The sequence below is a fragment of the Serratia sp. FDAARGOS_506 genome, assembly GCF_003812745.1.
Lineage (GTDB): Bacteria > Pseudomonadota > Gammaproteobacteria > Enterobacterales > Enterobacteriaceae > Serratia.
This window is the reverse complement of sequence record NZ_CP033831.1, coordinates 706,050-731,444: the sequence shown is the minus strand read 5'-3', so window position 1 is coordinate 731,444 and position 25,395 is coordinate 706,050. Positions and strand designations below refer to the sequence as shown.

Here is a 25,395-nt window from a genome sequence, read left to right as displayed (position 1 = left end):
AGTTCCCCGTTGTTCAAATCGTGCTATGCTGGCGCTCCACATTTCCTTCACTTTTGTCATTACGTACTCGTAAGCAGAACATCATCATGCGGCCTCAATACAAGTTAGCGGCTGGGTTACTCGGCATTCTGATGTCGTTGGTTTCCCCTGTGAGCCTGGCGAATCTGCTGTCGGAAGACAGCGCGGTTAAATCTGAATACATGGAAGCGCAGCGCGATAGCGAAGTCTATGCGTTGGTAGGCGAGCATGTGATCCCGGTCGGGGAAGTGAAACGCGGGCAACTGATCCAGGTGTTCCCGGCGGATGCGGAATACTACGAATTCAAATTCGGACACGGCACCGGCTTTATCGATAAAGACGATGTGCGTGAGCTGAAGAAGTCGCGCAAAGTGCAAGACGATCTGGGCGAGCTGAACAAACCGCTGACCAACCAGAATCTGATCACCCAAAAAACGATCGACGTTTACACCGCGGCGGACAAGGACAGCGAGGTTTTCGGCACGCTGGAAGGCAACCTGCGCTATCCGATCATCGGCAAGCTGAAGGACCGGCTGAACAACACCTGGTACGAGGTCAACATCGGCGATCGGCTGGGATTCGTCAATGAGTTGGACTGCGAGATCGATAACGGCATCCCGGTGCTGACTTACCACCACCTGCTGAAAAACGAAGAGAACAAGCGCTTCCGTCACACCTCGACCACTACCTCAGACGTAGCGTTCAGCAACCAGATGACCTACCTGAAGCAGGCGGGCTACGACACCATTTCTTTGTACCAGCTGGAAGCCTACCTGAAGAATCAGATCAATCTGCCGGGCAAGGCGATCGTGCTGACTTTCGACGACGGGCTGAAGTCGGTTTATCGCTACGCTTATCCGGTGCTGAAGGATTACGGTTTCCGCGCGACGGCGTTCATCATCTCTTCGCGCATCAAGCGCCACCCGCAGAAATGGAACCCGGACTCGCTGCAGTTTATGAGTGTCTCGGAGCTGAAGCAGATTCAGGACGTGTTTGACGTACAGTCGCACACCCACTTCCTGCATCGCACCGACGGCAATCGCCAACCGATTTTACTGAGCCGCTCGCTGCACAATATCGAGTTCGATTTTGAACGTTCGCGCCGCGCACTGTCGCAGTTCAACCCGCACGTGCTGTATCTGTCCTACCCGTTCGGCGGCTATAACCAGCGGGCAATCCAGGCGGCGCAGGATGCCGGTTTCCATCTGGCGGTGACCACGGTGCAGGGCAAGGTGAAACCGGGGGATAACCCCTATACGCTGAAGCGGCTGTATATTCTGCGGACCGACTCGATCCAGACCATGGCGGATCGGATAGCCAACAAGCCGGGCACGGTGGTGGTGCAGTAAGGGAGAACGGGCGCGCAAGGCGCCCGTTTTATTGTCAGGCGACCTGAACCGGCACGGCTTTCGCCTTGCGCTGCAGGTTGTTGTCACCTTCGAAATAGGCGACTTTCGGGTGGTGTTGGCGGGCGTCGGCGTCGGTCATTTGCACATAGGAGCAGATGATCAGCTTGTCGCCCACGCAGGCGCAGCGCGCGGCGGCGCCGTTGACCGAAATGATGCGCGAACCGCGCTCGGCGGCGATGGCGTAGGTGGAGAAGCGCTGGCCGTTATCCACGTTGTAAATATCGATCGCTTCATATTCCAGAATGCCGGCGGCCTCCAGGAAATCCTGGTCGATGGCGCAGGACCCTTCATAGTGCAAGTCAGCCTGAGTGACTTTGACGCGATGCAGCTTGCCTTGCAGCATAGTACGTATCATAGCTTTACCTAACTGAATATCGGCCTTCACAGGCGCTGGGGTTGAACATCTCTCCTGCATCCCTGCAATGCTATCGTCACCGATTGCTTTGCCATTGTCTACCTATGGTCAAGGCTTCAGGGTGACGACAGTATAAATAATGGCTTACAGCGTCAGATCGACCTGCTGATTGTCGATAAGACGCGCCTTTCCCAGCCAGGCGGCCATCAGCACCACCGCCCGCTGGCTGTCTACCGTCAGCGGCTGCAGGCTGTCGGCGTCGCGAATAAACAGCTCATCCGGCGTAAAGCCAGCGGCGCGCAGCTGCTCGGCGGTCTGCTCCAGCAGCTCTTCGACATGGCGTTCGCCATTGGCCAACTGTTGCGCCAGCGCGTTCATGATCTTGCTCAGCTGCGGAGCGATCTTGCGCTCTTCGGCAGTCAGGTAGCCGTTGCGTGAACTGAGGGCCAGGCCGTCTTTGGCGCGCACGGTCGGCACGCCGACGATGTCGATGTCGTAGCCCATGTCCGCCACCATTTTGCGGATCAGCGCCAGCTGTTGGTAATCCTTCTCACCGAAACAGGCCAAATCAGGCTGTACCAGGTTGAACAGCTTGCTGACGATGGTGGAAACGCCGCGGAAGTGGCCCGGCCGGCTTGCGCCTTCCAGGATGCTGGAGATGCCCGGCACGTCGACGTAGGTCTGCTGCTCCAGCCCCTGCGGATAGACCGCGGCCGGGGCCGGTGCGAACACCAGATCGACGCCGCGGCGGGTCAGCTTTTCGCTGTCTTCCTGCAGCGTGCGCGGGTAGCGCGCCAGATCGTCCGGCCGATCGAACTGCATCGGGTTGACGAAGATGCTCACCACCGCCACGTCGGCGCGGGCGCGCGCTTCATCGACCAGCGTCATATGGCCGTCGTGCAGATTGCCCATGGTCGGCACCAGCGCGATGCGTTTGCCTTCCTGGCGCCAGCGGCGGATCTGCTGACGCAACATCGGCAGGGTTTCGATAATAATCATTGGGTGACTCCTGGAACCATCGCTTAGTTAAAAGAGTGTTCAGCCGCCGGGTAGAGGCCTTGCTCCACTTCCTGAATATAGTGCTGCACCGCCGTGCGGATATCGCCGCTCTGCGCCAGGAAGTTCTTGGCGAACTTCGGCGTATGGCCGCCGGTGATGCCGAAGGCGTCATGCATCACCAGGATCTGGCCGTCGGTGCCGTTGCCGGCGCCGATGCCGATGACCGGAATGGACAACGCTTCGGTGATCTGGCGCGCCAGCTCGGTCGGCACGCATTCCAGCACCAGCAGCTGAATGCCGGCCAGTTCCAGATTCTGCGCGTCCTGCAACAGCTGTTTGGCGGCCAGTTCGTCGCGTCCTTGTACCTTATAGCCGCCGAACACGTTGACCGACTGCGGGGTCAGGCCCAGGTGGCCGCACACCGGCACCGCGCGCTCGGCGAGCATTTTCACCGTGTCGCACAGCCAGCTGCCGCCTTCCAGTTTCACCATGTTGGCGCCGGCGCGCATCAGCTCGGCGGCGTTGGCGAAGGTCTGTTCCGGGGTGGCGTAACTCATGAACGGCAGATCGGCCAACAGCAGGCAGGCCGGCGCGCCGCGGCGCACGGCGCGAGTGTGGTAGGCCACGTCGGCGACGGTGACTGGCAGCGTGGAGTCGTGGCCCTGCAGCGTCATGCCCAGCGAATCGCCCACCAACAGGACTTTGATGCCTTGCTCTTCAAACAGTTTGGCAAAGCTGGCATCGTAGGCGGTAAGGGTAGCAAACTTGCGTTGCTCCTGTTTCCACTGGCGCAAGTGGGTCACGGTGGTGGGTTTCATCACAACGTCTCCTGAAACGGGCCGTGCGGCGTACGCAGGCCCAGGCTGCAAAAAAAGTGCAGTCATTCTACTGTAACCCGATCGGGGTGGGTAGCGCGGATCGCCATGCTTAAGCAGTTCTTAAGAACCTTGTGGTGCAATGGCGTCATGACTGAAAAGGGATACTCATGCGAATTTTGCTGATCGAAGATGACAAACTGATCGGGGACGGCATCAAGGCCGGGCTGACCAAACTCGGCTTCAATCTGGACTGGTTCACCGACGGCGCCGTCGGCAAAAATGCGCTGGACAGTGCGCCGTATGACGCGGTGATCCTCGATCTCAGCCTGCCGGGCCTTGACGGCCTGGAGCTGCTGCGCCAGTGGCGCCAGGCCGGACAGGACGTGCCGGTCCTGATCCTCACCGCCCGCGATGCGCTGGAGCAGCGGGTTAGTGGGCTGCAAAGCGGCGCCGACGATTATCTGTGCAAGCCGTTCGCGCTGGCCGAAGTGGCGGCGCGCCTGCAGGCGCTGATCCGTCGTCGCCACGGGCAACTGATGCCGCAGCTGACGCACGGCAACGTGGTGTTCGACAGTGCCACCCGCAGCGTGAGCTACAACGGCGAGCAGGTGACGCTGACGCCGCGCGAATTGGCGGTGCTGGAGTTGTTCCTGCACAACAAGGGGCGAGTACTGGCGCGGCCGTTGATTCAAGAGAAGCTGTACAACTGGGACGACGAGGTGAGCAGCAACGCGGTAGAGGTGCATATTCACCACCTGCGGCGCAAGCTGGGCAACGGCTTCATCCGTACCATCCACGGCGTGGGCTACACGTTGGGGGATGCGCCGTGAAGCGTCTCAGCCTGCGGCTGCGTCTGATCCTGCTCTTCAGCCTGTTGGCGTTGCTGACCTGGAGCACCGCCAGCGTGGTGGCCTGGGTGATGTCGCGCAACACCATCAACGAAGTGTTCGACACCCAACAGATGCTGTTTGCCAAACGGCTGGCGACCGCAAATCTTGGCGATCTGCTGGCCGATGAAAGCGCGCGCAGCCTGCCGAAAACCAAGAAGCTGGTGCATCACGGCAAGCGCGGCGAGCAGGACGACGACGCGCTGGCGTTCGCCATTTTCGACCGCCAAGGCAAGATGCTGCTCAACGACGGTGAGAACGGCGCCGATTTCCTGTTTGACGGGGAGCGTGAAGGCTTTACCGACGGCGAACGCAAAGGCGATGATGACAGCTGGCGCCTGCTGTGGCTGACCAGCCCGGATGGGCGCTACCGCATCGTGGTCGGCCAGGAATGGGATTACCGGCGCGATATGGCATTGGGCATGGTGACTGGCCAGTTGGTGCCTTGGCTGGCGACGCTGCCGGTGCTGATGCTGCTGATCGCGCTGATGGTCGGGCGTGAGCTGCGGCCGCTGCGTGCGGTGGCGGCTGGTTTGCGCCGGCGCGCACCCGATGACGCGACGCCGCTGGATGCGCGCCAGGTGCCGACCGAGGTGCGCCCTCTGGTGGATGCACTCAATGCGCTATTTGCCCGCATCAACGCTTTGCTGGTGCGGGAGCGGCGCTTTACCTCCGATGCCGCGCACGAGTTGCGCAGCCCGCTGGCGGCGCTGCGGGTGCAGACCGAAGTGGTGCAACTGGCGGGGGACGATGCGCCGATGCGCGAGCACGCGCTGGACAATCTGACGCTCGGCATCGATCGCGCCACCCGGCTGGTGGATCAGCTGCTGACGCTGTCGCGGCTGGATTCGCTGTCGGATCTGGCTGAACTGGCGCCGATCGACTGGAACGATCTGGTGACGATGACCTTGGCGGAGCAGGATCGTCAGGCCCATGCGGCGGGTGTGACGCTACGCTATGAACATCGGGGAACGCCGCCGCCGCGTCAGGGGGAAACCTTGCTGCTGTCGCTGCTATTGCGCAACCTGCTGGATAACGCGGTGCGCTACACCCCGCAGGGCGGCGTCGTCACCGTGACGCTGAGCGAACGTTCGCTGACGGTGGAGGACGACGGTCCGGGAGTCACCACAGAACATCTGGCGCGGCTCGGAGAACGCTTCTATCGCCCGCCGGGGCAGGAGCAAACCGGCAGCGGGCTGGGGCTCTCGATCGTGCAGCGTATCGCCGGCTTGCATGGTCTACAGGTCAGTTTCGCCAATCGCCCGGCGGGCGGGTTCGTTGCGCGGCTGGCGCTGTAAGACAGACTCCACAGAACCCGTGGCGCGAATGGCAAACGGTGGGTGAATTGTTTATTGTGCGAGGGTTTTTTCAGCAAGATTTTACATGTTCAAGGGAAATCATGAACCAGCCATCGTCAAATCGCCCGTTAAAATGGTGGGCCAAGGGTAAAACGCCCGACTACCGCTTTTCTTTAGCCAATGAACGCACCTTTCTGGCTTGGATCCGCACCGCATTGGCTTTTATGGCGGGAGCGGTCGGCATCAATCAGTTTGCCTCCGAATTTGGCACGGCTGCCATCCGTCAGGGGCTGGCGGTTGCGTTGACGCTGGGGGCGGTGGTGCTGGGGCTGATGGCCTATCGTCGCTGGAAGGCCAATGAGAAAGCTATGCGTCATGAGAGCGATATGCCTTATACCCGCATGCTGTGGTTATTGACTCTGTTTGTGGTCGTTATCGCCCTGGCGCTGGTGGCGGTTATTCTGAGTTTCGGCGTGTGATGCGCCCAACGATGAAAACGCCGCCGCGCGATCCTGGCTTGCAACCTGAACGCACCCGCCTGGCCTGGGGGCGTACCGCGCTGACGATGGCGGTAGTCGGGCTGTTGTCGCTGCGTGCCGGCATGGTGTCGGGCAGTTTGCTGTTGGCTGGGAGCGGTTTTTTGATGCTGGTGTTTGCGTTGGTGATGTTTGTCTGGTCACGCGGGAGAGAGGCTACGGGGCCGGAAGCGCAGGAACGAAGGCTGCATTGGGTGAGGCGGATGTTCGGCTGTTTGATGGCCGTGATGGCGCTGGCCGCGGTGGCGCAACTCAAGCTTTATCTGCTCTAAACCCCGCAATCACTTTTTATTTTGATGCCACAGCGCCATGCCGTTTTCCGGCACGCGCTTGAGGCAGCTGGCGAGCGGCTCGCCATCGGGGAAAATCAGGTCGGGGGCGATTTCTGCCAGCGGGTAGAGCATAAATTCGCGCTCTTTCAGGCCGTAATGCGGCACCGTCAGGCGCTCGGAATGGATCACCTCGTCGCCATACAGCATGATGTCCAAATCGAGCGTGCGCGGCCCCCAGCGTTCATCCTTGCGCACGCGCCCCTGATTGCGTTCTATCGCCTGGGTATGGTCGAGCAGCTGTTCGGGCGGCAACAGGGTATCCAGCGCCACCACCGCATTGAGAAAGTCCGGCTGGTTTTGCGGCCCCAGCGGCTTGGTGCGGTAAAACGAAGAACAGGTGACCAGCCGGGTGCGCGGGAGATGCTCCAGCGCCTCCAGTGCGGCTTGAACCTGTTGCAGTGGCTGCGCCAGATTGCTGCCCAGCGCGATATAAACGCGGATCATTATGCCCCTTCTTTACGCGGTGCCCGGCGGCGAGGGCGGCGTTGACGCGCGCGACGCGGCGCCGGATCGTCCCCCAGGGTGCTCAGCATGGCTTTCTGCCGCGCTGGCGTGGCGTCCTGGAACTCGCCCCACCACTCGGCCAGACGCAGCATTTCCTGATTGTCTTCCACTTCTGCACGCAGCGCCAGCAGGTCATAGGCGGCGCGGAATTTCGGGTGCTCCATCAGCTTGTGCGCGCGTTTGCCCTGGCGGCGGGACAAGCGCAGCTGCAGCTGCCAGATATCGCGCACCAGCGTGGTAATGCGTTTCGGGATGGCCAGCGAGCGGCACTGCTCGTCGAGCACGTCGTTCATCGCCAATGCGAAGGCGTCGTAGTAGGCCAGGCCGCTTTCCTGCGCCAGCTTCTGCGCGTGCTCCAACAGCGGGTACCACAGCATGGCGGCAAACAGGAAGGCAGGGTTGACGCGCATGTCGTTCTGCAGACGATGGTCGGTGTTCTTCAACACCTGCACCAGAATGCGCTCCATCGGCGTATCGTGGTTCGGCGTGAAGTTACGGGCGATCAGCGGGAACAGCGGTTGGAACAGCTGGTATTCACACAGCTTCAGGTAGGTCTGGAAACCGTAACCCGCCTGCAGCAGCTTGAGGGATTCTTCGAACAGGCGCGCCGGCGGGATCTCATGCAGCAGCGAGGCCAGACGTGGGATCGGCTCGGCGGTCTCTTCGCTGATGCGCATGTCCAGCTTGGCGGCGAAGCGCACCGCGCGCAGCATGCGCACCGGATCTTCGCGGTAGCGGGTTTCCGGATCGCCGATCAGGCGAATCACGCCCTGTTTCAGGTCGTTCAGGCCGCCGACGTAATCGCGCAGGGTGAAATCCGCCACGCCGTAGTACAGGCTGTTGATGGTGAAATCACGTCGCTGGGCGTCTTCTTCGATCGAACCGAAGATGTTGTCGCGCAGCAGCATGCCGTTTTGCGCCTGCTGGGACGAGTTCTTGTCGGATTCCTGATTCTGTTCGTGGTGGCCGCGGAAGGTGGCCACTTCGATGATTTCCGGCCCGAACATCACGTGCGCCAAGCGGAAGCGGCGGCCGACCAGGCGGCAGTTGCGGAACAGCTTGCGCACCTGCTCCGGCGTGGCGTTGGTGGTGATGTCGAAGTCTTTCGGCTTTTTGCCGAGCAATAGATCGCGCACGCCGCCGCCGACCAGATAGGCTTCGTAGCCGGACTTGTTCAGGCGGTAAAGCACTTTCAGCGCATTCTCGCTGATGTCTTTGCGGGAAATCGAGTGCTGTTCGCGCGGGATCACGGTCATCGAGCCGTTGCTCTCGGCGATAGGAAAAGGCGGACGCTTGCGCGGCGTTGAGCGGCGGGCAGGGGCGTTGCTGCCGTTATCGGCGGCGCGCGGCTGCGGCGCAGGGCGGCTTGGCGCCGCGGCACGCTCTTCGCGGACTACGTTTTTATCGCCGGCCGCCGCGTCGTCGCGGGGCAGCTTGTCATCGCGGGTCAGTACCTTACGACAGAAGTTGGCTACTCGGGTAAAAATGGTACACCTCGATAGTGACTGATAAAAATGGAGCTAACAAAAAATAGCGGCTAATCATAGCTCACCATGGCTCCTTTGAGAATGCCGGCGTGTTTTCATCCAGAGGGATAGCCTCCTGACGCGGCACGTTTTCCAACCGCCAATGTGCGACCGCCCAGCTCAATAATAATGGCAGGTCAAGATCTTGCCAGCTTTCCGGCAGCGGTTGGCGCAGAAATTTCAGCGCGGCGATCAGCACCGGGCGCGGATCGCCTGCAGGCAACGCCGGCGCATGATTTTGCTTCGACAACTTGATGCCGTTGGCGCCCAGCGCCAGCGGCAGATGCACATAGGCGGGCACCGGCGCCTGCAGCTGGCGATAGAGGGCAATTTGACGCACCGTCGGTTCGATCAGGTCGGCGCCGCGCACAATTTCGGTCACGCCCTGAAAATGGTCGTCGATCACCACCGCCAGGTTGTAGGCGAACAGCCCGTCGCGGCGGCGAATGATAAAGTCTTCCCCCGCCAGCGCCGGATCGGCGTGTAACTCCCCCTGCAGGCGATCGTGGAACCCGTAAACGGGCGCGGTCTGGCGCAAGCGGATGGCGGCGCCCTGCGGGCCGAGCTGCAAATCGCGGCAGTGGCCGTCGTACAATCCGCCGATCTGCTGGATGCGGCTGCGGGTGCAGGTGCAGTAATAGCTGAGCCCCTGGCGCTGCAACAGATCCAGCGCGGCGCGATAGGCGTCGTGACGTTGGGATTGATAGATGACCTGGCCGTCCCAGTGGAGACCATAATGTTCCAGCGCGGACAGGATGCGAGCGGCGGCGCCGGGGACTTCGCGCGGCGGGTCGATATCTTCGATGCGAACCAGCCACTGCCCGCGTTGGGCGCGAGCCTGAAGGTAGCTTCCCAGAGCGGCAATCAGCGAACCGAAATGCAGATCCCCGGAAGGCGATGGGGCAAAGCGCCCCACATAATGACTTTCTTGCATATCAGAGGGGAGAGGTTCCCTTTTCTCTGTGCGGCGCACGTGGATGTGCACGCCGCAGCGGTAACATACTCGTTATGCTTGAAACTGCATCTGTGTTAGCTGCGCCTGCTTACCCGAATCACTTACTTGAGTAAGCTCATCGGGATGCGCATTCTTGCCGCCTTGATGCAGCTCCAATCATTTAGAGTAGCGGTATTAGCCGGCCATCTGCTTTTCGCGGATCTCAGCCAGCGTCTTGCAGTCGATGCACAGATCGGCGGTCGGACGCGCTTCGAGGCGACGAATGCCGATCTCCACGCCACAAGATTCGCAGTAGCCGAAATCATCGTCTTCCACTTTCTTCAGCGTTTTCTCGATCTTTTTGATCAGTTTGCGTTCACGGTCACGGTTACGCAGTTCAAGGCTGAACTCTTCTTCCTGGGTAGCACGGTCGGCCGGATCAGGGAAGTTGGCTGCCTCTTCTTGCATATGCGATACAGTACGGTCCACTTCGTCCCTGAGCTGGTTGCGCCACGCTTCAAGAATGCGCTTGAAATGCGACAACTGGGCGTCGTTCATGTACTCTTCGCCCGGCTTCTCTTGGTACGGCTCCACCCCAGCGATGGCGAGAATGCTCAAGGACGAGGTTTTACGGTTTTGCCCTTCTTGCATGTTGCTTCTCCTACATACACACGCACTATCGAATCCCCAATGCGGGGGAAAAACAGGCCGCTATAAATAACAGAAGGAAGGTAGGTTGGCAATTATTCCTGTCGCCCGCTTGACAATCGTGTGAAGGAGGGCGTATTTGGCGATCGTGCTGGCCGGTTGTCTATTTATAGGGACCCGACTGCGCTAATCGATAAAAAACGGCAGCTTATCGCAGAGATAAATACCGTCAGGTGATAACTTTGCCCCGTAGCAAACCACTTCCACTCCCAACTGCCGGACCTGTGCCAACAGCGCCGCATAGCGCTCATCTATATGATGTGCCGGTGCGACCTGCTCAATACCGCTGTGTAACACGGCAAAGAACAACACCGCCCGTTGCCCGCTTTCAACCACGCTGAGCAACTCACGCAGGTGCTTTTGCCCTCTGAGCGTTACCGCATCAGGAAAGTAACCACGTTGTTGTTGCAGTAATGTGACTGACTTAACTTCAATATAGCAGTTAACCCGATTTTCTGCCTGTAATAACAAATCGATACGGCTGTTTTCACTGCCGTATTTCACTTCGCTGCTAATTTTACTGTAACCGGATAATTCATTGATTAAATTGTGTTCTATCGCCTCGCGCACCAGCGCGTTGGCGCGCAGGGTGTTGACGCAGATCCAGTGCCCCTGTTGGGTGTGAGTCAGCTCCCAACTGTGGGCGTATTTGCGCTTGGGATTGTCCGAGGTGGAGTACCAAACGGTGTCGCCGGGCGTAGCGCAGCCGGTCATGGCGCCGGTATTGGCGCAGTGCAGCGTAAAGGTTTCCCCTTCCGGTGTGATCACGTCCGCCAGAAAGCGTTTGTAACGTTTGATCAGCGTGGCGGAACGCAGCGGTGGAGAGAAAATCATGCGGATGCCTGCTTGGCCAGCGGCCACTGTTCGAGGTGTTGATAGCGGGTGCGGCCGTTTTCGAACACCGACTCATATAAGGAAAAGGCGTCGGCGCTGAACGCCCAGCCTGGCGTCGCCGGCGGGATCGCCACCGGCTGGGTAGCGGCGCGCAGCAGCGTGATGTGCGGATGGAACGGCAATGCGCTTTGGTGGCAGCCGTTGCGGGCGGCCTGCGAACGCAGCAGCTCGGCCAGTTGCAGCAGCCCGCGCGGCGCGCGGCGGGTACCGAGCCAGACCACGCCGGGGCGCGGCCAATGGCCGAGATCGTCGAGCCGCATGCTGAAGCCGGGTTGAACGATGCGGCCGGCCAGCTTGCGCAATGCCAGCTCTTTCTGTGCGGTGACCTCGCCGAGAAACGCCAGCGTCAGGTGCAAATTAGCCGCCGCCACCGGCCGGCCGGCTTCCGGCGAAAACGCCTCGGCACGCCAGCGGATCACCTGCTGTTGCAGGGCATCAGGCAAGGACAGGGCGAAAAACAGGCGGCGCGAATTGGACATAAGGGCTCGGCAAATGCATGACAAAACGGTCGGGAACAGCGGTAAACGTTACTGGCAGCGGCCCCGCGAGGGGCGCGGCGCACGAATGAGCTCCGTACTATAGCTAACGCCGCAACAGTTTGAAAGGTTGCGGGGATAAAGCTAATGCTACACTGTACGCCGTTTAACGCTAACCACTACGGAGAATTCAGTGTCTTCATTGCCCGTCAGCGCGGTGCTTGATGAGTTGCTGGCTGCGTTGCAGTCCGCTCCTCAGGTGCTGTTGCACGCCCCGACCGGCGCCGGTAAATCCACCTGGCTGCCGCTGCAGATCCTGGCTAAGGCCGGGTTGCCGGGGCGCATTATCATGCTGGAGCCGCGGCGGCTGGCGGCGAAAAACGTCGCCTATCGTCTGGCGCAGCAACTGGGGGAGGAGCCCGGTCAGACCGTGGGCTACCGCATGCGCGCCGAAAGTAAAAGCGGGCCGCAGACCCGGCTGGAAGTGGTGACGGAAGGCATTCTCACCCGCATGCTGCAGCAGGACGCCGAGCTGCAGGGCGTGTCGCTGGTGATCCTCGATGAGTTCCACGAACGCAGCCTGCAGGCCGATCTGGCGCTGGCGCTGCTGCTCGACGTGCAGCAAGGGCTGCGCGACGATCTGAAACTGCTGATCATGTCGGCCACGCTGGATAACGCCCGCCTGTCGCAGCTGTTGCCGGAAGCGCCGGTGGTGGTGTCCGAGGGGCGCAGCTTCCCGGTTGAACGCCTGTATCAGCCGTTGGCCAGCCATCAGCGGCTGGAGGATGGCGTAGCGGCGGCGGTGAAGCGTCTGTTGGCCGAGCAGCCGGGGTCTTTGCTGCTGTTTCTGCCGGGCGTAGCGGAGATCAATCGGGTGCTGGAGCGATTGACCGGCGAGGTGGCGAGCGATACCGATCTTTGTCCTCTGTATGGCGCGCTGCCTTTGGCGCAGCAGCAAAAAGCGATTCAACCGGCGGCGCCCGGCCGCCGCAAGGTGGTGTTGGCGACCAACATCGCCGAAACCAGCCTGACGATCGAAGGCATTCGGCTGGTGGTGGACAGCGGTCTGGAGCGCGTGGCGCGCTACGACGTGCGCAACGGTCTAACGCGGCTGGCGACGCAGCGCATCAGCCAGGCGTCGATGGTGCAGCGTGCCGGGCGCGCCGGGCGTCTGGAGCCGGGCATTTGCTGGCATCTGTTCGCTAAAGAGCAGGCTGAGCGCGCGGCGGAACACGCTGAACCGGATATTTTACAGAGCGATCTCACCGGATTTTGGCTCGAGTTGCTGCAGTGGGGATGCCATGATCCGGCGCAGCTTACGTGGCTTGATGCGCCTCCGGCGGCGGCATTGGCGGCGGCCAGATCGTTGCTGCACCGGTTGGGGGCCACGGATGACGGCGATAAACTCACCGCGCCGGGGCGCCAGATGGCCGCGCTGGGGTGCGAGCCGCGGCTGGCGGCGATGCTGGTCACCGGCGCGGCGCTGAGTGCCGACGGCCTGGCGACGGCGGCGTTGCTGGCGGCATTGCTGGAAGAGCCGCCGCGCGGCGGGCAGATGGATCTCGGCTACTGGCTGAGCCGCCCGCAACCGAACTGGCGGCAGCGTGCCGCGCAGTTGGCCAAACGCCTGCCGCAACGTGCGGGGCAAATCGACGTCGATTTGGCGCCGCGGTTGTTGGCGCAGGCGTTTACCGATCGTATCGCCCAGCGCCGAGGCCAGGACGGCCGCTACCTGCTGGCCAACGGCCTGGGCGCGGCAATGAACCAGGACGAGGCGCTGTCGCGCGCCCCCTGGTTGATTGTCCCCAGCCTGTTGCAGGGCCACAACAGCCCGGATGCGCGTATCCTGTTGGCGCTGCCGGTGGATATCGAAGCGCTGGCGGCGCAGCTGCCGGCGATCGTCACGCAGCGCACGGCGGTGGAGTGGGATGACGAGAAGGGCACGCTGCGCGCCTGGAAGCGCCAGCAGATCGGCCGTCTGACGCTGCGCGCCCAGCCGCTGGCCAAACCGGCGGATGAAGAGCTGCAGCAGGCGCTGCTCGATTGGGTGCGCGCACAGGGGCTGGCGGTGCTCAACTGGGAGGGCGCCGCTGAACAATTGCGGGTGCGCCTGCAGTGCGCGCAAGCCTGGTTGCCGGAGGCGGAATGGCCGGCGATGGACGAAGAACCGCTGCTGGCGGCGCTGGAGCAGTGGCTGTTGCCGTCGCTGAACGGCGTGCGCGATCTGCGCGGATTGAAGCAGGTCAATATCGCCGAGGCGCTGTCCCGCCTGCTGGATTGGCAGCAAAAGCAGCGGCTGGATAATGCGCTACCCACTCATTACACTGTGCCGACCGGCAGCCGCCTGCCGATCCGTTATGAGGCCGGTAAACCGCCGGCGCTGGCGGTGCGTTTGCAGGAGGTGTTCGGCGAGCAGCGCAGCCCGATGTTGGCGGAGGGTCGCATCCCGGTGGTGCTTGAGTTACTCTCACCGGCGCACCGGCCGTTGCAAATCACCGGCGATCTGGCGGCCTTTTGGCAAGGCGCCTATCGCGAGGTGCAAAAAGAGATGAAGGGCCGTTACCCGAAACACGTTTGGCCGGACGATCCGGCCACGGCGGTACCGACGCGCCGAACGAAGAAATATCAGTAGGTCGCGATCATTTTAAGGTTTGGAATTCAGATGTTTCTTCTGGTCAGCGCTGCGGCGTAGGCACAGATTAAGCGACTAATCATGGCCGGCAGTGTCGGCAAGCTCGGAGAACAACAGCCATGGCTGGGGATGACCGCGAGCCCATCGGGCGCAAAGGAAAACAACCAAAAAGCACCGCGTCGCGCAAGCCGCCGCGCCGTCGCCGAGACGACGATTATGACGATTACGAAGAAGACGAGTATGACGATGATGAGTATGAAGAGGAGGAGGAACGCATGCCGCGTAAGGTAAAAGCGACTCCGCCACGTAAAAAACGCCGTTGGCTTGGCCTGTTTATCAAACTGATCCTGGTGATCGCCGTCCTGTTGGCGATCTATGGCGTCTATCTGGATTCCCAGATCCGCAGCCGCATCGACGGCAAAGTCTGGCAGCTGCCGGCGGCAGTGTACGGCCGCATGGTCAACCTGGAACCGGGCATGCCGTACAGCAAGAAGGAGATGGTCAACCTGCTGGAAGGCATGCAGTATCGCCAGGTTAGCCGCATGACGCGTCCGGGCGAGTTTACCGTACAGGCCAACAGCATCGAGATGCTGCGCCGCCCGTTCGACTTCCCGGATGGTAAAGAAGGGCAGATCCGCGCCCGTCTCGACTTCCAGAACAACCGCCTGGCGAAGATTGAAAACCTGGACAGCGGTCGCAGCTTCGGCTTCTTCCGCCTCGATCCGCGTCTTATCACCATGCTGCAGTCGCCGAACGGTGAACAGCGTCTGTTCGTGCCGCGCTCCGGTTTCCCGGATCTGCTGGTGGATACGCTGATCGCCACGGAAGACCGCCACTTCTATGAGCATGACGGTATTAGCCCGTATTCCATCGGTCGTGCGGTGCTGGCCAACCTGACCGCCGGGCGTGCGGTGCAGGGCGGCAGTACGCTGACGCAGCAGCTGGTGAAGAACCTGTTCCTGAGCAACGAACGTTCGCTGTGGCGTAAGGCTAACGAAGCCTATATGGCGCTGCTGGTGGATTACCGTTACAGCAAGGACCGCATTCTGGAGCTGTATCTGAACGAGGTGTACCTCGGCCAGAGCGGCAGCGACCAGATCCGCGGTTTCCCGCTGGCCAGCCTGTACTACTTCGGCCGTCCGGTGGACGAGCTGAGCCTCGATCAGCAGGCGCTGCTGGTCGGCATGGTCAAGGGCGCGTCGCTGTATAACCCGTGGCGCAACCCGAAACTGGCGCTGGAGCGTCGCAACCTGGTGCTCAAGTTGCTGCAGAACCAGGGCGTGATCGACGGCGAGCTGTATGACATGCTGAGCGCGCGTCCGCTGGGTGTGCAGCCGAAAGGCGGCGTCATTACGCCGCAGCCGGCGTTTATGCAGATGGTGCGTCAGGAACTGCAGACCAAACTGGGCGATAAGGTCAATGACCTGTCCGGCGTGAAGATCTTCACCACGCTGGATCCGGTGTCGCAAGACGCGGCGGAAAAAGCGGTCGAAGACGGTATTCCGGCGCTGCGCGCTGCGCGTCACCTGCAGGATCTGGAAGCGGCGATGGTGATCGTCGATCGCTTCAGCGGTGAAGTGCGCGCCATGGTCGGCGGCGCCAACCCGCAGTTCGCCGGCTTCAACCGCGCCATGCAGGCGCGCCGCCTGGTCGGCTCGCTGGCCAAGCCGCCGACGTACCTGACTGCGCTGTCCGAACCGGACAAATATCGCCTCAACACCTGGCTGGCGGATGCGCCGCTGTCGCTGAAGCAGCCGAATGGCGCCGTCTGGCAGCCGAACAACTATGACCGTAAATTCCGCGGTCAGGTGATGCTGGTGGATGCGTTGGCCAACTCACTGAACGTGCCGACGGTGAACCTCGGCCTGTCGGTTGGGCTGGATCAGATCAGTGCTACGCTGCAACGCCTGGGTATCCCGAAAGCGGAGATCAACCCGGTGCCATCGATGCTGCTGGGGGCGATCGGCCTGACGCCGATGGAAGTCGCGCAGGAGTACCAAACCATCGCCAGCGGCGGTAACCGTGCGCCGCTGTCGGCGGTGCGTTCGGTGATCGCCGAAGACGGCACGGTGCTGTACCAGAGTTTCCCGCAGGCGGAACGCATGGTGCCGGCGCAGGCCGCTTACCTGACGCTGTACGCGATGCAGCAGGGTGTGGCGCGCGGGACCTCCCGCTCGCTGTCGGTGAAGTTCCCGAACTACAACCTGGCGGCGAAAACCGGTACCACCAACGATCTGCGCGACAGCTGGTTCGCCGGCATCGACGGTAAGGAAGTGGCGATCGCCTGGGTGGGGCGCGACAACAACGGCCCGGCCAAGCTGACCGGCGCTAACGGCGCGTTGACCCTGTATCGCCGTTATCTGGAAAACCAGACGCCGCTGCCGCTGATGCTGCAGCCGCCGGAAGGTATTAACCAGATGAGCATCGACTCTGCCGGCAACTTTATCTGCGGCGGCGGCAGCTGGCGCACCATCCCGGTCTGGACCGACAATCCGCAGGGATTGTGCCAGGCCAGCCAGGCGGCGGTGCAGCAACAGCAGCAACCGGCGGCGGGTGAGCAAAAAGATGGCGATGGCGTCGCCGGTTGGATCAAGGATATGTTCGGCCAGTAATCGCTACCGGGGCCCTGGCCCCGGTGAAAATTTTTGCTTTGTTATTAAGCCCGTAACCTTGGTTGCGGGCTTTTTTATTTTTCCGCTCGTTTTATTTCCCTGTTAACCGCAAGGCTAAGCGCCTAATCCTTAACCTATTTGCCTTATGAATTCGGCTTGCAGTTTAATTTGGCTTCTGCATAAAATGCGACGCTTATAATAATTATTATCGTTTACATTCGTCATTTAATAATTCATCAGAGAAATAAATCATGCCGACCAAGCGTCTTTCATCATCCGCGGCCAAGCAGGGCCGTACCCCCATCAGCGCGTTAGCGATCACCGTCGCTGCGGCGTTGGGCACGCTGGCGATGCCGGCTTTTTCCGCCGACGCCAAGCCGGCCGCCAAGGAAGACACGATTACCGTTGTGGGCAGCAGCAACACCGCCCAACAGGAAAGCGCCTGGGGGCCGGTCGGCACCTATGTCGCCAAACGCAGCGCCACCGGCACCAAAACCGATACGCCGATCGAGAAGAACCCGCAGTCCGTTTCCGTGGTGACGCGTGAAGAGATGGACATGCGTCAGCCGGATACGGTGAAGGGGGCGCTGGCCTATGCGCCGGGCGTATTTGCCAGCCGCGGCAGCTCCTCGACCTATGATGCGGTGGCGATCCGCGGCTTCCCGGCCACCAACACCACCCAGTATCTGGATGGTCTGCGCTTGCTGGGCGACAACTACAGCGAAGCGTCCATCGATCCTTATTTCCTCGAGCGCGCCGAGCTGCTGCGCGGCCCGGTTTCGGTGCTGTACGGCAAAAGCAACCCGGGCGGCTTGGTCGCCATGGTCAGCAAGCGGCCAACCACCGAGCCGCTGCGCGAAATTCAGTTCAAAATGGGCACCGATAACCTGTTCCAGACCGGTTTCGATTTCAGCGACGCGCTGGACGATCAGGGTATCTATTCTTACCGCCTGACCGGCCTGGCGAAAGACAGCGATACGCAGCAGACCATGAGCAAAGAGAAGCGCTATGCGATCGCGCCGTCCTTTAGCTGGCGTCCAGATGACAAGACCAACTTCACGTTGTTGGCCAACATTCAAAACGATCCCTATACCGGTTATTACGGCTGGTTGCCGAAGCAGGGCACGCTGATCCCGTTGCCGGACGGTAGCAAACTGCCGACCGATTTCAACGAAGGCGAAGCCAGCAACTATATGGCGCGCAAGCAGCGGATGATCGGCTACAGCTTCGAACATGCCTTCAACGATACCTGGGCGGTGCGACAGAACCTGCGTTATATGCAGGTGGACACCGATATGAAGAGCATCTACGGATTCGGCTTGTCATCACCGACGACGATCAATCGCTTCTATGTTCAATCGAAGGAACACCTGAACAACTTCTCTGTAGATACCCAGGCACAAGCGAAGGTGAAAACGGGGCAGATCGATCACACCTTATTGTTTGGGGTGGATTACTCACGCATGCGTAACGACATTAATGCTATTTATGGCAGCGCCAGCGCTCTGAGCATGACTCATCCGCAGTATGGCAATGATGCTATTGAGGTGGGTTCTTATTACAACTTCCTGAACCGTCAGGAGCAAACCGGCCTGTATGTGCAGGAGCAAGGGGAGTGGAACCAGTGGCTGTTGACGCTGGGCGGGCGCTATGACTGGGCGAAGACTTCCGCCTATAACCGCGATACGAGTTCGACGAGCCAGCAGACCGATCGCCAGTTCACCTGGCGCGGTGGCCTGAATTACCTGTTCGACAACGGCGTGACGCCGTATTTCAGCTACAGCGAATCGTTTGAACCGAATCTGGGTACAACCCGCGGGGGGAGCACCTTCAAACCGTCGATCGGCAAGCAGTATGAGGCCGGCGTGAAATACGTGCCGAAGGATCGCCCAATCGTGCTGACCGGCGCGCTGTATCAGCTGACCAAAAACAATAACCTGACGCCGGATCCGGATAACGCGCAGTTCAGCGTGCAGAGCGGCGAGATCCGTTCGCGCGGCGTGGAGCTGGAAGCCAAGGCGGCGTTGAATGCCAACGTCAACCTGATCGCCTCCTATACCTATACCGATGCGAAGTACACCAAGGACAATACCTATCAGGGTAAACCGACCGTCGAAGTGCCGAAACACATGGCTTCGCTGTGGGCGGATTACACCTTCCACGAAACGGCGGTGAGCGGCCTGACGCTGGGTTCCGGCGTGCGTTACGTCGGCTCCAGCTCGAGCTTCAACAGCGATAACTCCGCCTTTAAGGTGCCGGACTACACGCTGGTGGACGCCACCATTAAATACGATCTGGCGCGCTTTGGCCTGCCGGGCTCGTCCGTGGGCGTTAACATCAACAACCTGTTCGACAAGACCTACGTGTCGAGCTGCTACCGCGACTACGCCTGCTACTGGGGCGCAGAACGCCAGGTGGTCGCCACCGCAACCTTCCGTTTCTAACCGGATAGCCGGGGCGGCGCCGCGTCGCCCCGGACAAAGCAGGATCTATGCAGGACAAACTTCTTAATCCCGGCGCGACCTTCGCGCTGGATAACGCCAGCTTCTCCGTTCCCGGTCGGGTGCTGTTGCAACCGCTGTCGCTCAGTTTTCCCCAGGGCAAAGTCTGCGGCCTGATCGGCCATAACGGTTCCGGTAAATCTACTCTGTTGAAACTGCTTGGGCGGCATCAAGCCCCCAGTGGCGGCCAGGTACTGCTTAATCGGCAGCCATTGGCGCAGTGGGACAGCAAATCCTTCGCCCGCCAGGTGGCTTACCTGCCGCAGCAGTTGCCGGCGGCGGAAGGCATGACGGTGCGCGAACTGGTGGCCGTCGGCCGCTATCCGTGGCACGGCGCGCTGGGGCGTTTTGGCGCCAACGATCGCCAATTGGTGGAAGAGGCCATTTCACTGGTGGGGCTGAAGCCGTTCGCCAACCGCCTGGTGGACAGCCTTTCCGGCGGCGAGCGCCAACGCGCCTGGCTGGCGATGATGGTGGCACAGGACAGCCGCTGCCTGCTGCTTGACGAGCCGACGTCGGCGCTGGACATCGCACATCAGGTTGAGGTGCTGGCGCTCATCCAGCGCTTGAGTCGCGAACGCGATCTCACGGTGATCGCCGTGCTGCACGACATCAACATGGCGGCACGCTACTGCGACCATTTGGTGGCGCTGCGCGGCGGTGAAATGATCGCTCAGGGCGGCCCGCTGGAACTGATGCAGGGGTCGGTGCTGGAGCAAATTTACGGTATTCCTATGGGCACGTTGCCGCACCCGAGCGGCGGCGCGCCGGTGAGTTTTGTCTACTGATGTCTTCTGCATTCACTTCTTCTCACGATCCGCTGCGTCGCCGTTTGTTGATGGCGCTGGCGCTGTCGCCGCTGTTGGGCTCGTTGCCCGGGCGGGCGGCGGATATCGCACGCGTTGCGGCGCTGGAATGGCTGCCGATCGAACTGTTGTTGGCATTGGGCGTGACGCCGCTGGCGGTGGCCGATGTGCATAACTACAACCTGTGGGTGGCGGAGCCGAAGCTGCCGGCGACGGTGGTCGACGTTGGCCAGCGCACCGAACCGAATCTCGAACTGCTGCAGCAGCTCCAGCCTTCGCTGGTGTTGCTGTCGCTGGGCTATGGCCCGACGCCGCGAAAAATCCAACCCATCGCACCAACCATGAGCTTCGGCTTCAACGACGGCAGCGGTAAACCGCTGACCGTCGCCCGCCACTCGCTGCTGGCGCTGGGCCAGCGGCTGGGCATAGAAAGCCGGGCGGTAAACCACCTGGCGCAGTTCGACCGCTTTATGCAGGACGCGCGTCAACGCCTGCAAAGCTACACCCGGCAACCGCTGCTGTTGTTTTCACTGATCGACACGCGTCATGCGTTGATCATCGGCCAGAAAAGCCTGTTCCAGGAAGCGATGGACCAGCTCGGCATCCGCAATGCCTGGCAGGAGCAAACCGACTTTTGGGGTACGACGGTGGTGGGCATTGAACGGTTGGCCACGGTGCGTAACGCCCGGGTTATCTATCTCGATCACGGCAATCAGGCGATGATGGACAAGGTCAGCGCGACGCCACTGTGGCAGTCGTTACCCTTTGTGCGGCAAAACCAGCTGCGGCAGGTGCCGGCGGTGTGGTTCTACGGCGCCACGCTGTCGACGATGCGGTTTTGCCGCCTATTGGCGCAGGCCCAGGAGAGTGCGGCATGAATGCGGGCATCCGGAGATTACCGCTGACGCTGATCCTGCTGTTGCTGGCGGCGGCAGGCGGCCTGACGATATACAACCTGGCGCAGCAGCTGCCGCCGGCGCAATGGGCGCGGGCGCTCAGCGCGCCGGACATCGACGACGTGCGGCAAATGTTGTTCCATTACAGCCTGCTGCCGCGGTTGACGGTGTCGCTGTTGGCCGGCGCCGGTCTAGGGTTGGTCGGCGTGCTGTTTCAGCAGGTGTTGCGCAATCCGTTGGCGGAGCCGTCGACGCTCGGCGTCGCCGCCGGCGCGCAGCTCGGCCTGACTGTCGCCACGCTGTGGGTGCTGCCGGGGGGCGAGCTCACTCGCCAGCTGGCCGCTATGGTGGGCGCGATTGTGGTGGGCGGGCTGGTGTTCGGCGTCGCCTGGGGCAAACGGATGTCGCCGGTCACGCTGATTCTGGCCGGGCTGGTGCTGGGGCTGTACTGCGGCGCGGTCAACAGCCTGTTGGCGCTGTTTCATTACGATCAGCTGCAGGGCATGTTCCTGTGGGGAACCGGCGCGTTGAACCAACAGGACTGGAGCACCGTGCAGTTCATTCTGCCGCGTTTGCTGGTGGCCGGCGCGCTGGCGGCGCTGTTGCTGCGCCCGCTGACGCTGCTGGGGCTGGACGACGGCGTGGCGCGCAACCTGGGGTTGGGGCTGTCGATGGCGCGCTTCTGCACCCTGGGGCTGGCCATTATTTTCAGCGCTATGTTGGTGAGTGCGGTGGGCGTTATCGGCTTTATCGGTCTGTTTGCACCGCTGATGGCGAAGATGCTGGGCGCGCGCCGCCTGGCGCACCGCATGATGTTGGCCCCGTTGCTGGGGGCGCTGTTGCTGTGGTTGACCGATCAGGTGATGCTCGGGGTAACGCAGGTGTGGCGCGAGATCCCGACCGGCGCGGCCACCGCGCTGTTCGGCGCACCGCTGCTGCTGTGGCTGCTGCCGCGTTTGCGCAGCGCCGCCACGCCGCCGCCGATGAACCTTGGTGACAAGGTGCCTGCCGAACGCGGGGATCTGCCTGCCTGGATCCTGGTGGGTGGCCTCGTACTGCTGATCGGCCTGACGCTGGCACTGATGTTGGGCAAAAATGCCGGCGGCTGGCACTGGAGCCTGGGGACGGAACTGGACGCTGTGTTGCCGTGGCGCTGGCCGCGGGTGCTGTCGGCGCTGGCGGCGGGCATGATGCTGGCGGTCGCCGGCACGCTGATTCAGAAGCTGACCGGCAACCCGATGGCCAGCCCGGAAGTGTTGGGCATCAGTTCCGGCGCCGCTTTTGGCGTTGTGATGATGCTGTTTATGGTGCCGGGCGACGCCTTCGTGTGGCTGCTGCCTGCCGGCAGCCTGGGGGCGGCCGTGACGCTGCTGATCATCATGATCTCCGCAGGTCGCGGCGGTTTCTCGACCGAGCGCATGTTGCTCGCCGGTATCGCGCTCAGCACCGCCTTCACCACCGTCATCTTCCTGCTGTTGGCCAGCGGCGATCCGCGTATGGGGGGCTTGCTGACCTGGCTCTCCGGCTCGACCTATTCGGTGGAGCCGGCGCAGGCGCTGCGCACCGCGCTGGTGGCCGCCGGCCTGATGGTATTGGCGCCGCTGTGCCGCCGTTGGTTGACTATCCTGCCGCTCGGCGGCGCCACCGCCCGCTCGGTGGGTATTGCGCTGACGCCGGCGCGGTTGACCATTCTTTTGTTGGCTGCCGTGCTGACCGCCATGGCGACCCTGACCGTCGGGCCGTTGAGCTTTGTCGGGCTGATGGCACCGCATATGGCACGCATGCTGGGCTTCCGCCGCGCGCTGCCGCAGATGGTGATCGCCGCGCTGCTGGGCGGCTTGCTGATGGTGTTTGCCGACTGGTGCGGGCGGATGCTGCTGTTTCCGTATCAGATCCCCGCCGGGTTATTGGCGACCTTTATCGGCGCGCCGTACTTCGTTTATCTGTTGCGTAAGCAGACGTCGTAATCGGCGTCTCGCCGTGCTTTTTCTGCCATCAAAGGCTTAGCGTCGCTGAGCCTTTTTTAATTTTTCAGGGTGTTGCAAGGCGCTGCGAGCGGTTGCGCAAAAACGATATTGCGTGCGAAAAGGAACACGTGGCGTGGCGGTGAGATGAATATACTGCGGGCGGGTGCTCTGGAGCTTTGTCTCTGGAGCCTGCGTGAAAGATACAAAGAGAAAAGCCCCGAGTCGATATCCATCAACCCGAGGCCTACTCTAACGCATCACAACGTTAAGTTAGCCTCTTACCCGCCGCGAGGCAAGGAGAAGAAGGCATGATGCCGAACAAACGGAGCCTGTTAAAATTGGTGGTTATTTGTGCCACGGTAATATCACTGGCATGGATAACCCGCAGCACGCTGTGTGAGCTGCGTATCCGATCGGGCAACACGGAGGTTGCGGCCATTTTGGCTTACGAATCCGAACGGTAAGGCAACCCGGCGGCGGGGGCTTTGCCTCCGCCGGCCGGCAGTCGATGCGTTGATCCATGAGCACCCATCCGTTCAAAAAAAACGGCGAGCCTTGGCTCGCCGTTTTTCATGTTGATGTCGGGGCTTATTTCAGGCCGGCGGCATCGCGCAGCAGCGCGGCTTTATCGGTCGCTTCCCATGGGAAGTGCTCGCGGCCGAAGTGGCCGTAGGCGGCGGTTTCGCGGTAGATCGGCTGCAGCAGATCCATCATCTGGATCAGGCCGTATGGGCGCAGATCGAAGAATTCGCGCACCAGCAGCGTCAGCTGTTCGGTTGGCACTTTCTCGGTACCGAAGGTTTCCACCATGATGGAGGTCGGTTCCGCTACGCCGATAGCGTAAGACACCTGGATCTCGCAGCGATCGGCCAGGCCGGCGGCGACGATGTTTTTCGCCACGTAGCGCGCCGCGTAAGCCGCGGAACGGTCAACCTTGGACGGATCCTTACCGGAGAAGGCGCCGCCGCCGTGGCGCGCCATGCCGCCGTAGGTGTCGACGATGATCTTACGGCCGGTCAGGCCGCAGTCGCCCATCGGGCCGCCGATAACGAAACGGCCGGTCGGGTTGATGTGGTATTTGGTGCCCGCCGTCAGCCATTCCGCCGGCAGGACCGGTTTGATGATTTCTTCCATCACCGCTTCTTGCAGATCTTTCAGCGCGATGTCTTCGGAATGCTGGGTGGACAGCACCACGGCGTCGATGCCGACGATTTTGCCATCGTCGTACTGGAAGGTCACCTGGCTCTTCGCATCCGGACGCAGCCACGGCAGGGTGCCGTTTTTGCGCACTTCGGACTGGCGCTGCACCAGACGGTGCGCGTAGGTCACCGGAGCCGGCATCAGCACGTCGGTTTCGTTGGTGGCGTAGCCAAACATCAAGCCCTGATCGCCGGCGCCCTGCTCGAGAGGATCGGTACGGTCAACGCCCTGATTGATATCCGGGGATTGTTTGCCGATGGCGCTCAATACTGCGCAGGAGTTGGCGTCAAAGCCCATGTCCGAATGAACGTAGCCGATTTCGCGTACGGTTTTGCGGGTGATCTCTTCGATATCGACCCAGGCGCTGGTGGTGATTTCACCGCCGACCAGCACCATGCCGGTTTTCACGTAGGTTTCGCAGGCGACGCGCGCTTTCGGATCCTGTTCCAGGATGGCGTCGAGGACGGCATCGGAGATCTGATCGGCGATTTTATCAGGATGTCCTTCGGAGACGGATTCGGACGTGAAGAGGTGTTTAGCCATTGTGTTCTTTACCTTGCATAAGACGGGTTAGAAATTACTGCACAGCGCTGGAGATCCGGCATCAAAGCGAAGGGTCTTCCGCTGATGGCGCGAGATGCATCCTGCAACGCCCCTCAGGCAAAGCCGTTAAGCAGTTTATCAGTTAACCAGTATAGATGGATTAACATCTGGACGTCTATTTTAGGTCAGGGTTTAGCCAGATTGCCAGTAATTTTTTGCGCTTTCGCTCTTTTGCGCAAACGGATTGGCGCCATTTTCATCGCTTGAAACAGTTTTCGGCGAATTTTCATTTTGCTTTTTCACCTGCTTACCGGTATAAACTGCGCGCGCGGTTCATTTGCTGCACAGTACGGCGATTGGCGGTGGGAAGGTGCGATAAACTTCCGCTTTGCATTCGCCGATGTTGCGTTATTATCCGTCGCAGGCGTTCGCCGTGAGCGCCGCCGCTTCATCGAACGGTCACGTTCTTACACTATTTTAGAGGCTGGGTCGTTCACTCCGAACGGCGCGCGTGGAGGTGGTTGGATTAATGATCCGTTGTCTA

22 protein-coding genes are annotated in these 25,395 nt (G+C 61.2%); 12 read left to right on the top strand and 10 right to left on the bottom strand.

Going from position 1 to position 25,395, the window contains the following annotated elements; all coding sequences use genetic code 11:
- The first annotated feature begins 86 nt into the window (after positions 1 to 86).
- Complete coding sequence (locus EGY12_RS03740; RefSeq protein ID WP_049272501.1) at positions 87 to 1,367, top strand: polysaccharide deacetylase family protein; 1,281 nt, start codon at positions 87 to 89, stop codon at positions 1,365 to 1,367.
- A gap of 34 nt (positions 1,368 to 1,401) precedes the next feature.
- Here EGY12_RS03740 and panD read toward each other — a convergent pair whose 3' ends face one another.
- From panD to panB, 3 genes are all read right to left on the bottom strand, one after another.
- A complete protein-coding gene (gene panD, locus EGY12_RS03735) occupies positions 1,402 to 1,782 on the bottom strand; it encodes an aspartate 1-decarboxylase (protein WP_004937544.1) in 381 nt (126 codons plus the stop codon).
- A 144-nt stretch (positions 1,783 to 1,926) separates the two neighbouring features.
- Entirely contained in the window at positions 1,927 to 2,781 is an 855-nt protein-coding gene (panC, locus tag EGY12_RS03730; RefSeq protein ID WP_123892616.1) for a pantoate--beta-alanine ligase, read from the bottom strand.
- A gap of 23 nt (positions 2,782 to 2,804) precedes the next feature.
- Positions 2,805 to 3,599, bottom strand: a complete 795-nt coding sequence (gene panB, locus EGY12_RS03725) for a 3-methyl-2-oxobutanoate hydroxymethyltransferase (RefSeq protein ID WP_004937548.1) — start codon at positions 3,597 to 3,599, stop codon at positions 2,805 to 2,807.
- A 167-nt stretch (positions 3,600 to 3,766) separates the two neighbouring features.
- Between panB and qseB the strand changes: the two genes are divergently transcribed.
- The 4 genes from qseB (at position 3,767) to EGY12_RS03705 (ending at position 6,592) form a co-directional block, all read left to right on the top strand.
- On the top strand, positions 3,767 to 4,429 hold the full coding sequence (gene qseB / locus EGY12_RS03720) for a quorum sensing response regulator transcription factor QseB (RefSeq protein WP_123892615.1): 663 nt from the start codon (positions 3,767 to 3,769) through the stop codon (positions 4,427 to 4,429).
- Positions 4,426 to 5,784, top strand: coding sequence for a quorum sensing histidine kinase QseC (gene qseC, locus EGY12_RS03715; protein WP_123892614.1), 1,359 nt, complete (start codon positions 4,426 to 4,428; stop codon positions 5,782 to 5,784). The genes qseB and qseC overlap by 4 nt, the downstream gene beginning before the upstream one ends.
- Before the next feature lie 101 nt (positions 5,785 to 5,885).
- Positions 5,886 to 6,263 carry a YidH family protein gene (locus EGY12_RS03710; protein ID WP_123892613.1) on the top strand — a complete coding sequence of 126 codons (378 nt, stop codon included), beginning with the start codon at positions 5,886 to 5,888 and terminating at the stop codon, positions 6,261 to 6,263.
- Between the two features lie 11 nt (positions 6,264 to 6,274).
- Positions 6,275 to 6,592 carry a DUF202 domain-containing protein gene (locus EGY12_RS03705; protein ID WP_123892612.1) on the top strand — a complete coding sequence of 106 codons (318 nt, stop codon included), beginning with the start codon at positions 6,275 to 6,277 and terminating at the stop codon, positions 6,590 to 6,592.
- 9 nt (positions 6,593 to 6,601) lie between these two features.
- Here EGY12_RS03705 and folK read toward each other — a convergent pair whose 3' ends face one another.
- The 6 genes from folK to thpR all read right to left on the bottom strand — a co-directional run bounded on the left by folK (position 6,602) and on the right by thpR (position 11,697).
- Positions 6,602 to 7,096: a 2-amino-4-hydroxy-6-hydroxymethyldihydropteridine diphosphokinase gene (gene folK / locus EGY12_RS03700; RefSeq protein WP_123892611.1), complete on the bottom strand. Its 495-nt coding sequence runs from the start codon at positions 7,094 to 7,096 to the stop codon at positions 6,602 to 6,604.
- On the bottom strand, positions 7,096 to 8,643 hold the full coding sequence (gene pcnB / locus EGY12_RS03695) for a polynucleotide adenylyltransferase PcnB (protein ID WP_123892610.1): 1,548 nt from the start codon (positions 8,641 to 8,643) through the stop codon (positions 7,096 to 7,098). Before pcnB ends, folK begins: the two co-directional genes overlap by 1 nt.
- Positions 8,644 to 8,704: 61 nt before the next feature.
- Positions 8,705 to 9,616, bottom strand: a complete 912-nt coding sequence (gluQRS, locus tag EGY12_RS03690) for a tRNA glutamyl-Q(34) synthetase GluQRS (protein ID WP_047729869.1) — start codon at positions 9,614 to 9,616, stop codon at positions 8,705 to 8,707.
- Between the two features lie 195 nt (positions 9,617 to 9,811).
- A complete protein-coding gene (gene dksA, locus EGY12_RS03685) occupies positions 9,812 to 10,267 on the bottom strand; it encodes an RNA polymerase-binding protein DksA (protein ID WP_004937569.1) in 456 nt (151 codons plus the stop codon).
- A 183-nt stretch (positions 10,268 to 10,450) separates the two neighbouring features.
- On the bottom strand, positions 10,451 to 11,158 hold the full coding sequence (gene sfsA, locus EGY12_RS03675; RefSeq protein ID WP_123892609.1) for a DNA/RNA nuclease SfsA: 708 nt from the start codon (positions 11,156 to 11,158) through the stop codon (positions 10,451 to 10,453).
- Positions 11,155 to 11,697, bottom strand: coding sequence for an RNA 2',3'-cyclic phosphodiesterase (gene thpR, locus EGY12_RS03670; RefSeq protein WP_049200089.1), 543 nt, complete (start codon positions 11,695 to 11,697; stop codon positions 11,155 to 11,157). Before thpR ends, sfsA begins: the two co-directional genes overlap by 4 nt.
- Positions 11,698 to 11,887: 190 nt before the next feature.
- On the opposite strand from thpR, the gene hrpB reads away from it, so the two are divergent.
- The 7 genes from hrpB (at position 11,888) to EGY12_RS03635 (ending at position 23,572) form a co-directional block, all read left to right on the top strand.
- Positions 11,888 to 14,326, top strand: a complete 2,439-nt coding sequence (gene hrpB, locus EGY12_RS03665; RefSeq protein ID WP_172962900.1) for an ATP-dependent helicase HrpB — start codon at positions 11,888 to 11,890, stop codon at positions 14,324 to 14,326.
- A 119-nt stretch (positions 14,327 to 14,445) separates the two neighbouring features.
- The gene (gene mrcB / locus EGY12_RS03660; protein ID WP_038872402.1) at positions 14,446 to 16,938 is read left to right on the top strand and encodes a bifunctional glycosyl transferase/transpeptidase; all 2,493 of its coding nucleotides are present in this window, start codon (positions 14,446 to 14,448) and stop codon (positions 16,936 to 16,938) included.
- Positions 16,939 to 17,189: 251 nt separating this feature from the next.
- Positions 17,190 to 19,382: a ferrichrome porin FhuA gene (gene fhuA / locus EGY12_RS03655; RefSeq protein WP_123892608.1), complete on the top strand. Its 2,193-nt coding sequence runs from the start codon at positions 17,190 to 17,192 to the stop codon at positions 19,380 to 19,382.
- A 47-nt stretch (positions 19,383 to 19,429) separates the two neighbouring features.
- Complete coding sequence (gene fhuC / locus EGY12_RS03650; RefSeq protein ID WP_123892607.1) at positions 19,430 to 20,227, top strand: Fe3+-hydroxamate ABC transporter ATP-binding protein FhuC; 798 nt, start codon at positions 19,430 to 19,432, stop codon at positions 20,225 to 20,227.
- Positions 20,227 to 21,123, top strand: coding sequence for a Fe(3+)-hydroxamate ABC transporter substrate-binding protein FhuD (fhuD, locus tag EGY12_RS03645; RefSeq protein WP_123892606.1), 897 nt, complete (start codon positions 20,227 to 20,229; stop codon positions 21,121 to 21,123). Before fhuC ends, fhuD begins: the two co-directional genes overlap by 1 nt.
- Positions 21,120 to 23,108, top strand: coding sequence for a Fe(3+)-hydroxamate ABC transporter permease FhuB (gene fhuB / locus EGY12_RS03640; RefSeq protein ID WP_123892605.1), 1,989 nt, complete (start codon positions 21,120 to 21,122; stop codon positions 23,106 to 23,108). Before fhuD ends, fhuB begins: the two co-directional genes overlap by 4 nt.
- Before the next feature lie 311 nt (positions 23,109 to 23,419).
- Positions 23,420 to 23,572: a Hok/Gef family protein gene (locus tag EGY12_RS03635; RefSeq protein ID WP_033638576.1), complete on the top strand. Its 153-nt coding sequence runs from the start codon at positions 23,420 to 23,422 to the stop codon at positions 23,570 to 23,572.
- A 124-nt stretch (positions 23,573 to 23,696) separates the two neighbouring features.
- Here the strand turns inward: EGY12_RS03635 and metK are convergent, their stop codons facing one another.
- Complete coding sequence (gene metK / locus EGY12_RS03630; protein ID WP_033654692.1) at positions 23,697 to 24,851, bottom strand: methionine adenosyltransferase; 1,155 nt, start codon at positions 24,849 to 24,851, stop codon at positions 23,697 to 23,699.
- Positions 24,852 to 25,395 lie beyond the last annotated feature (544 nt).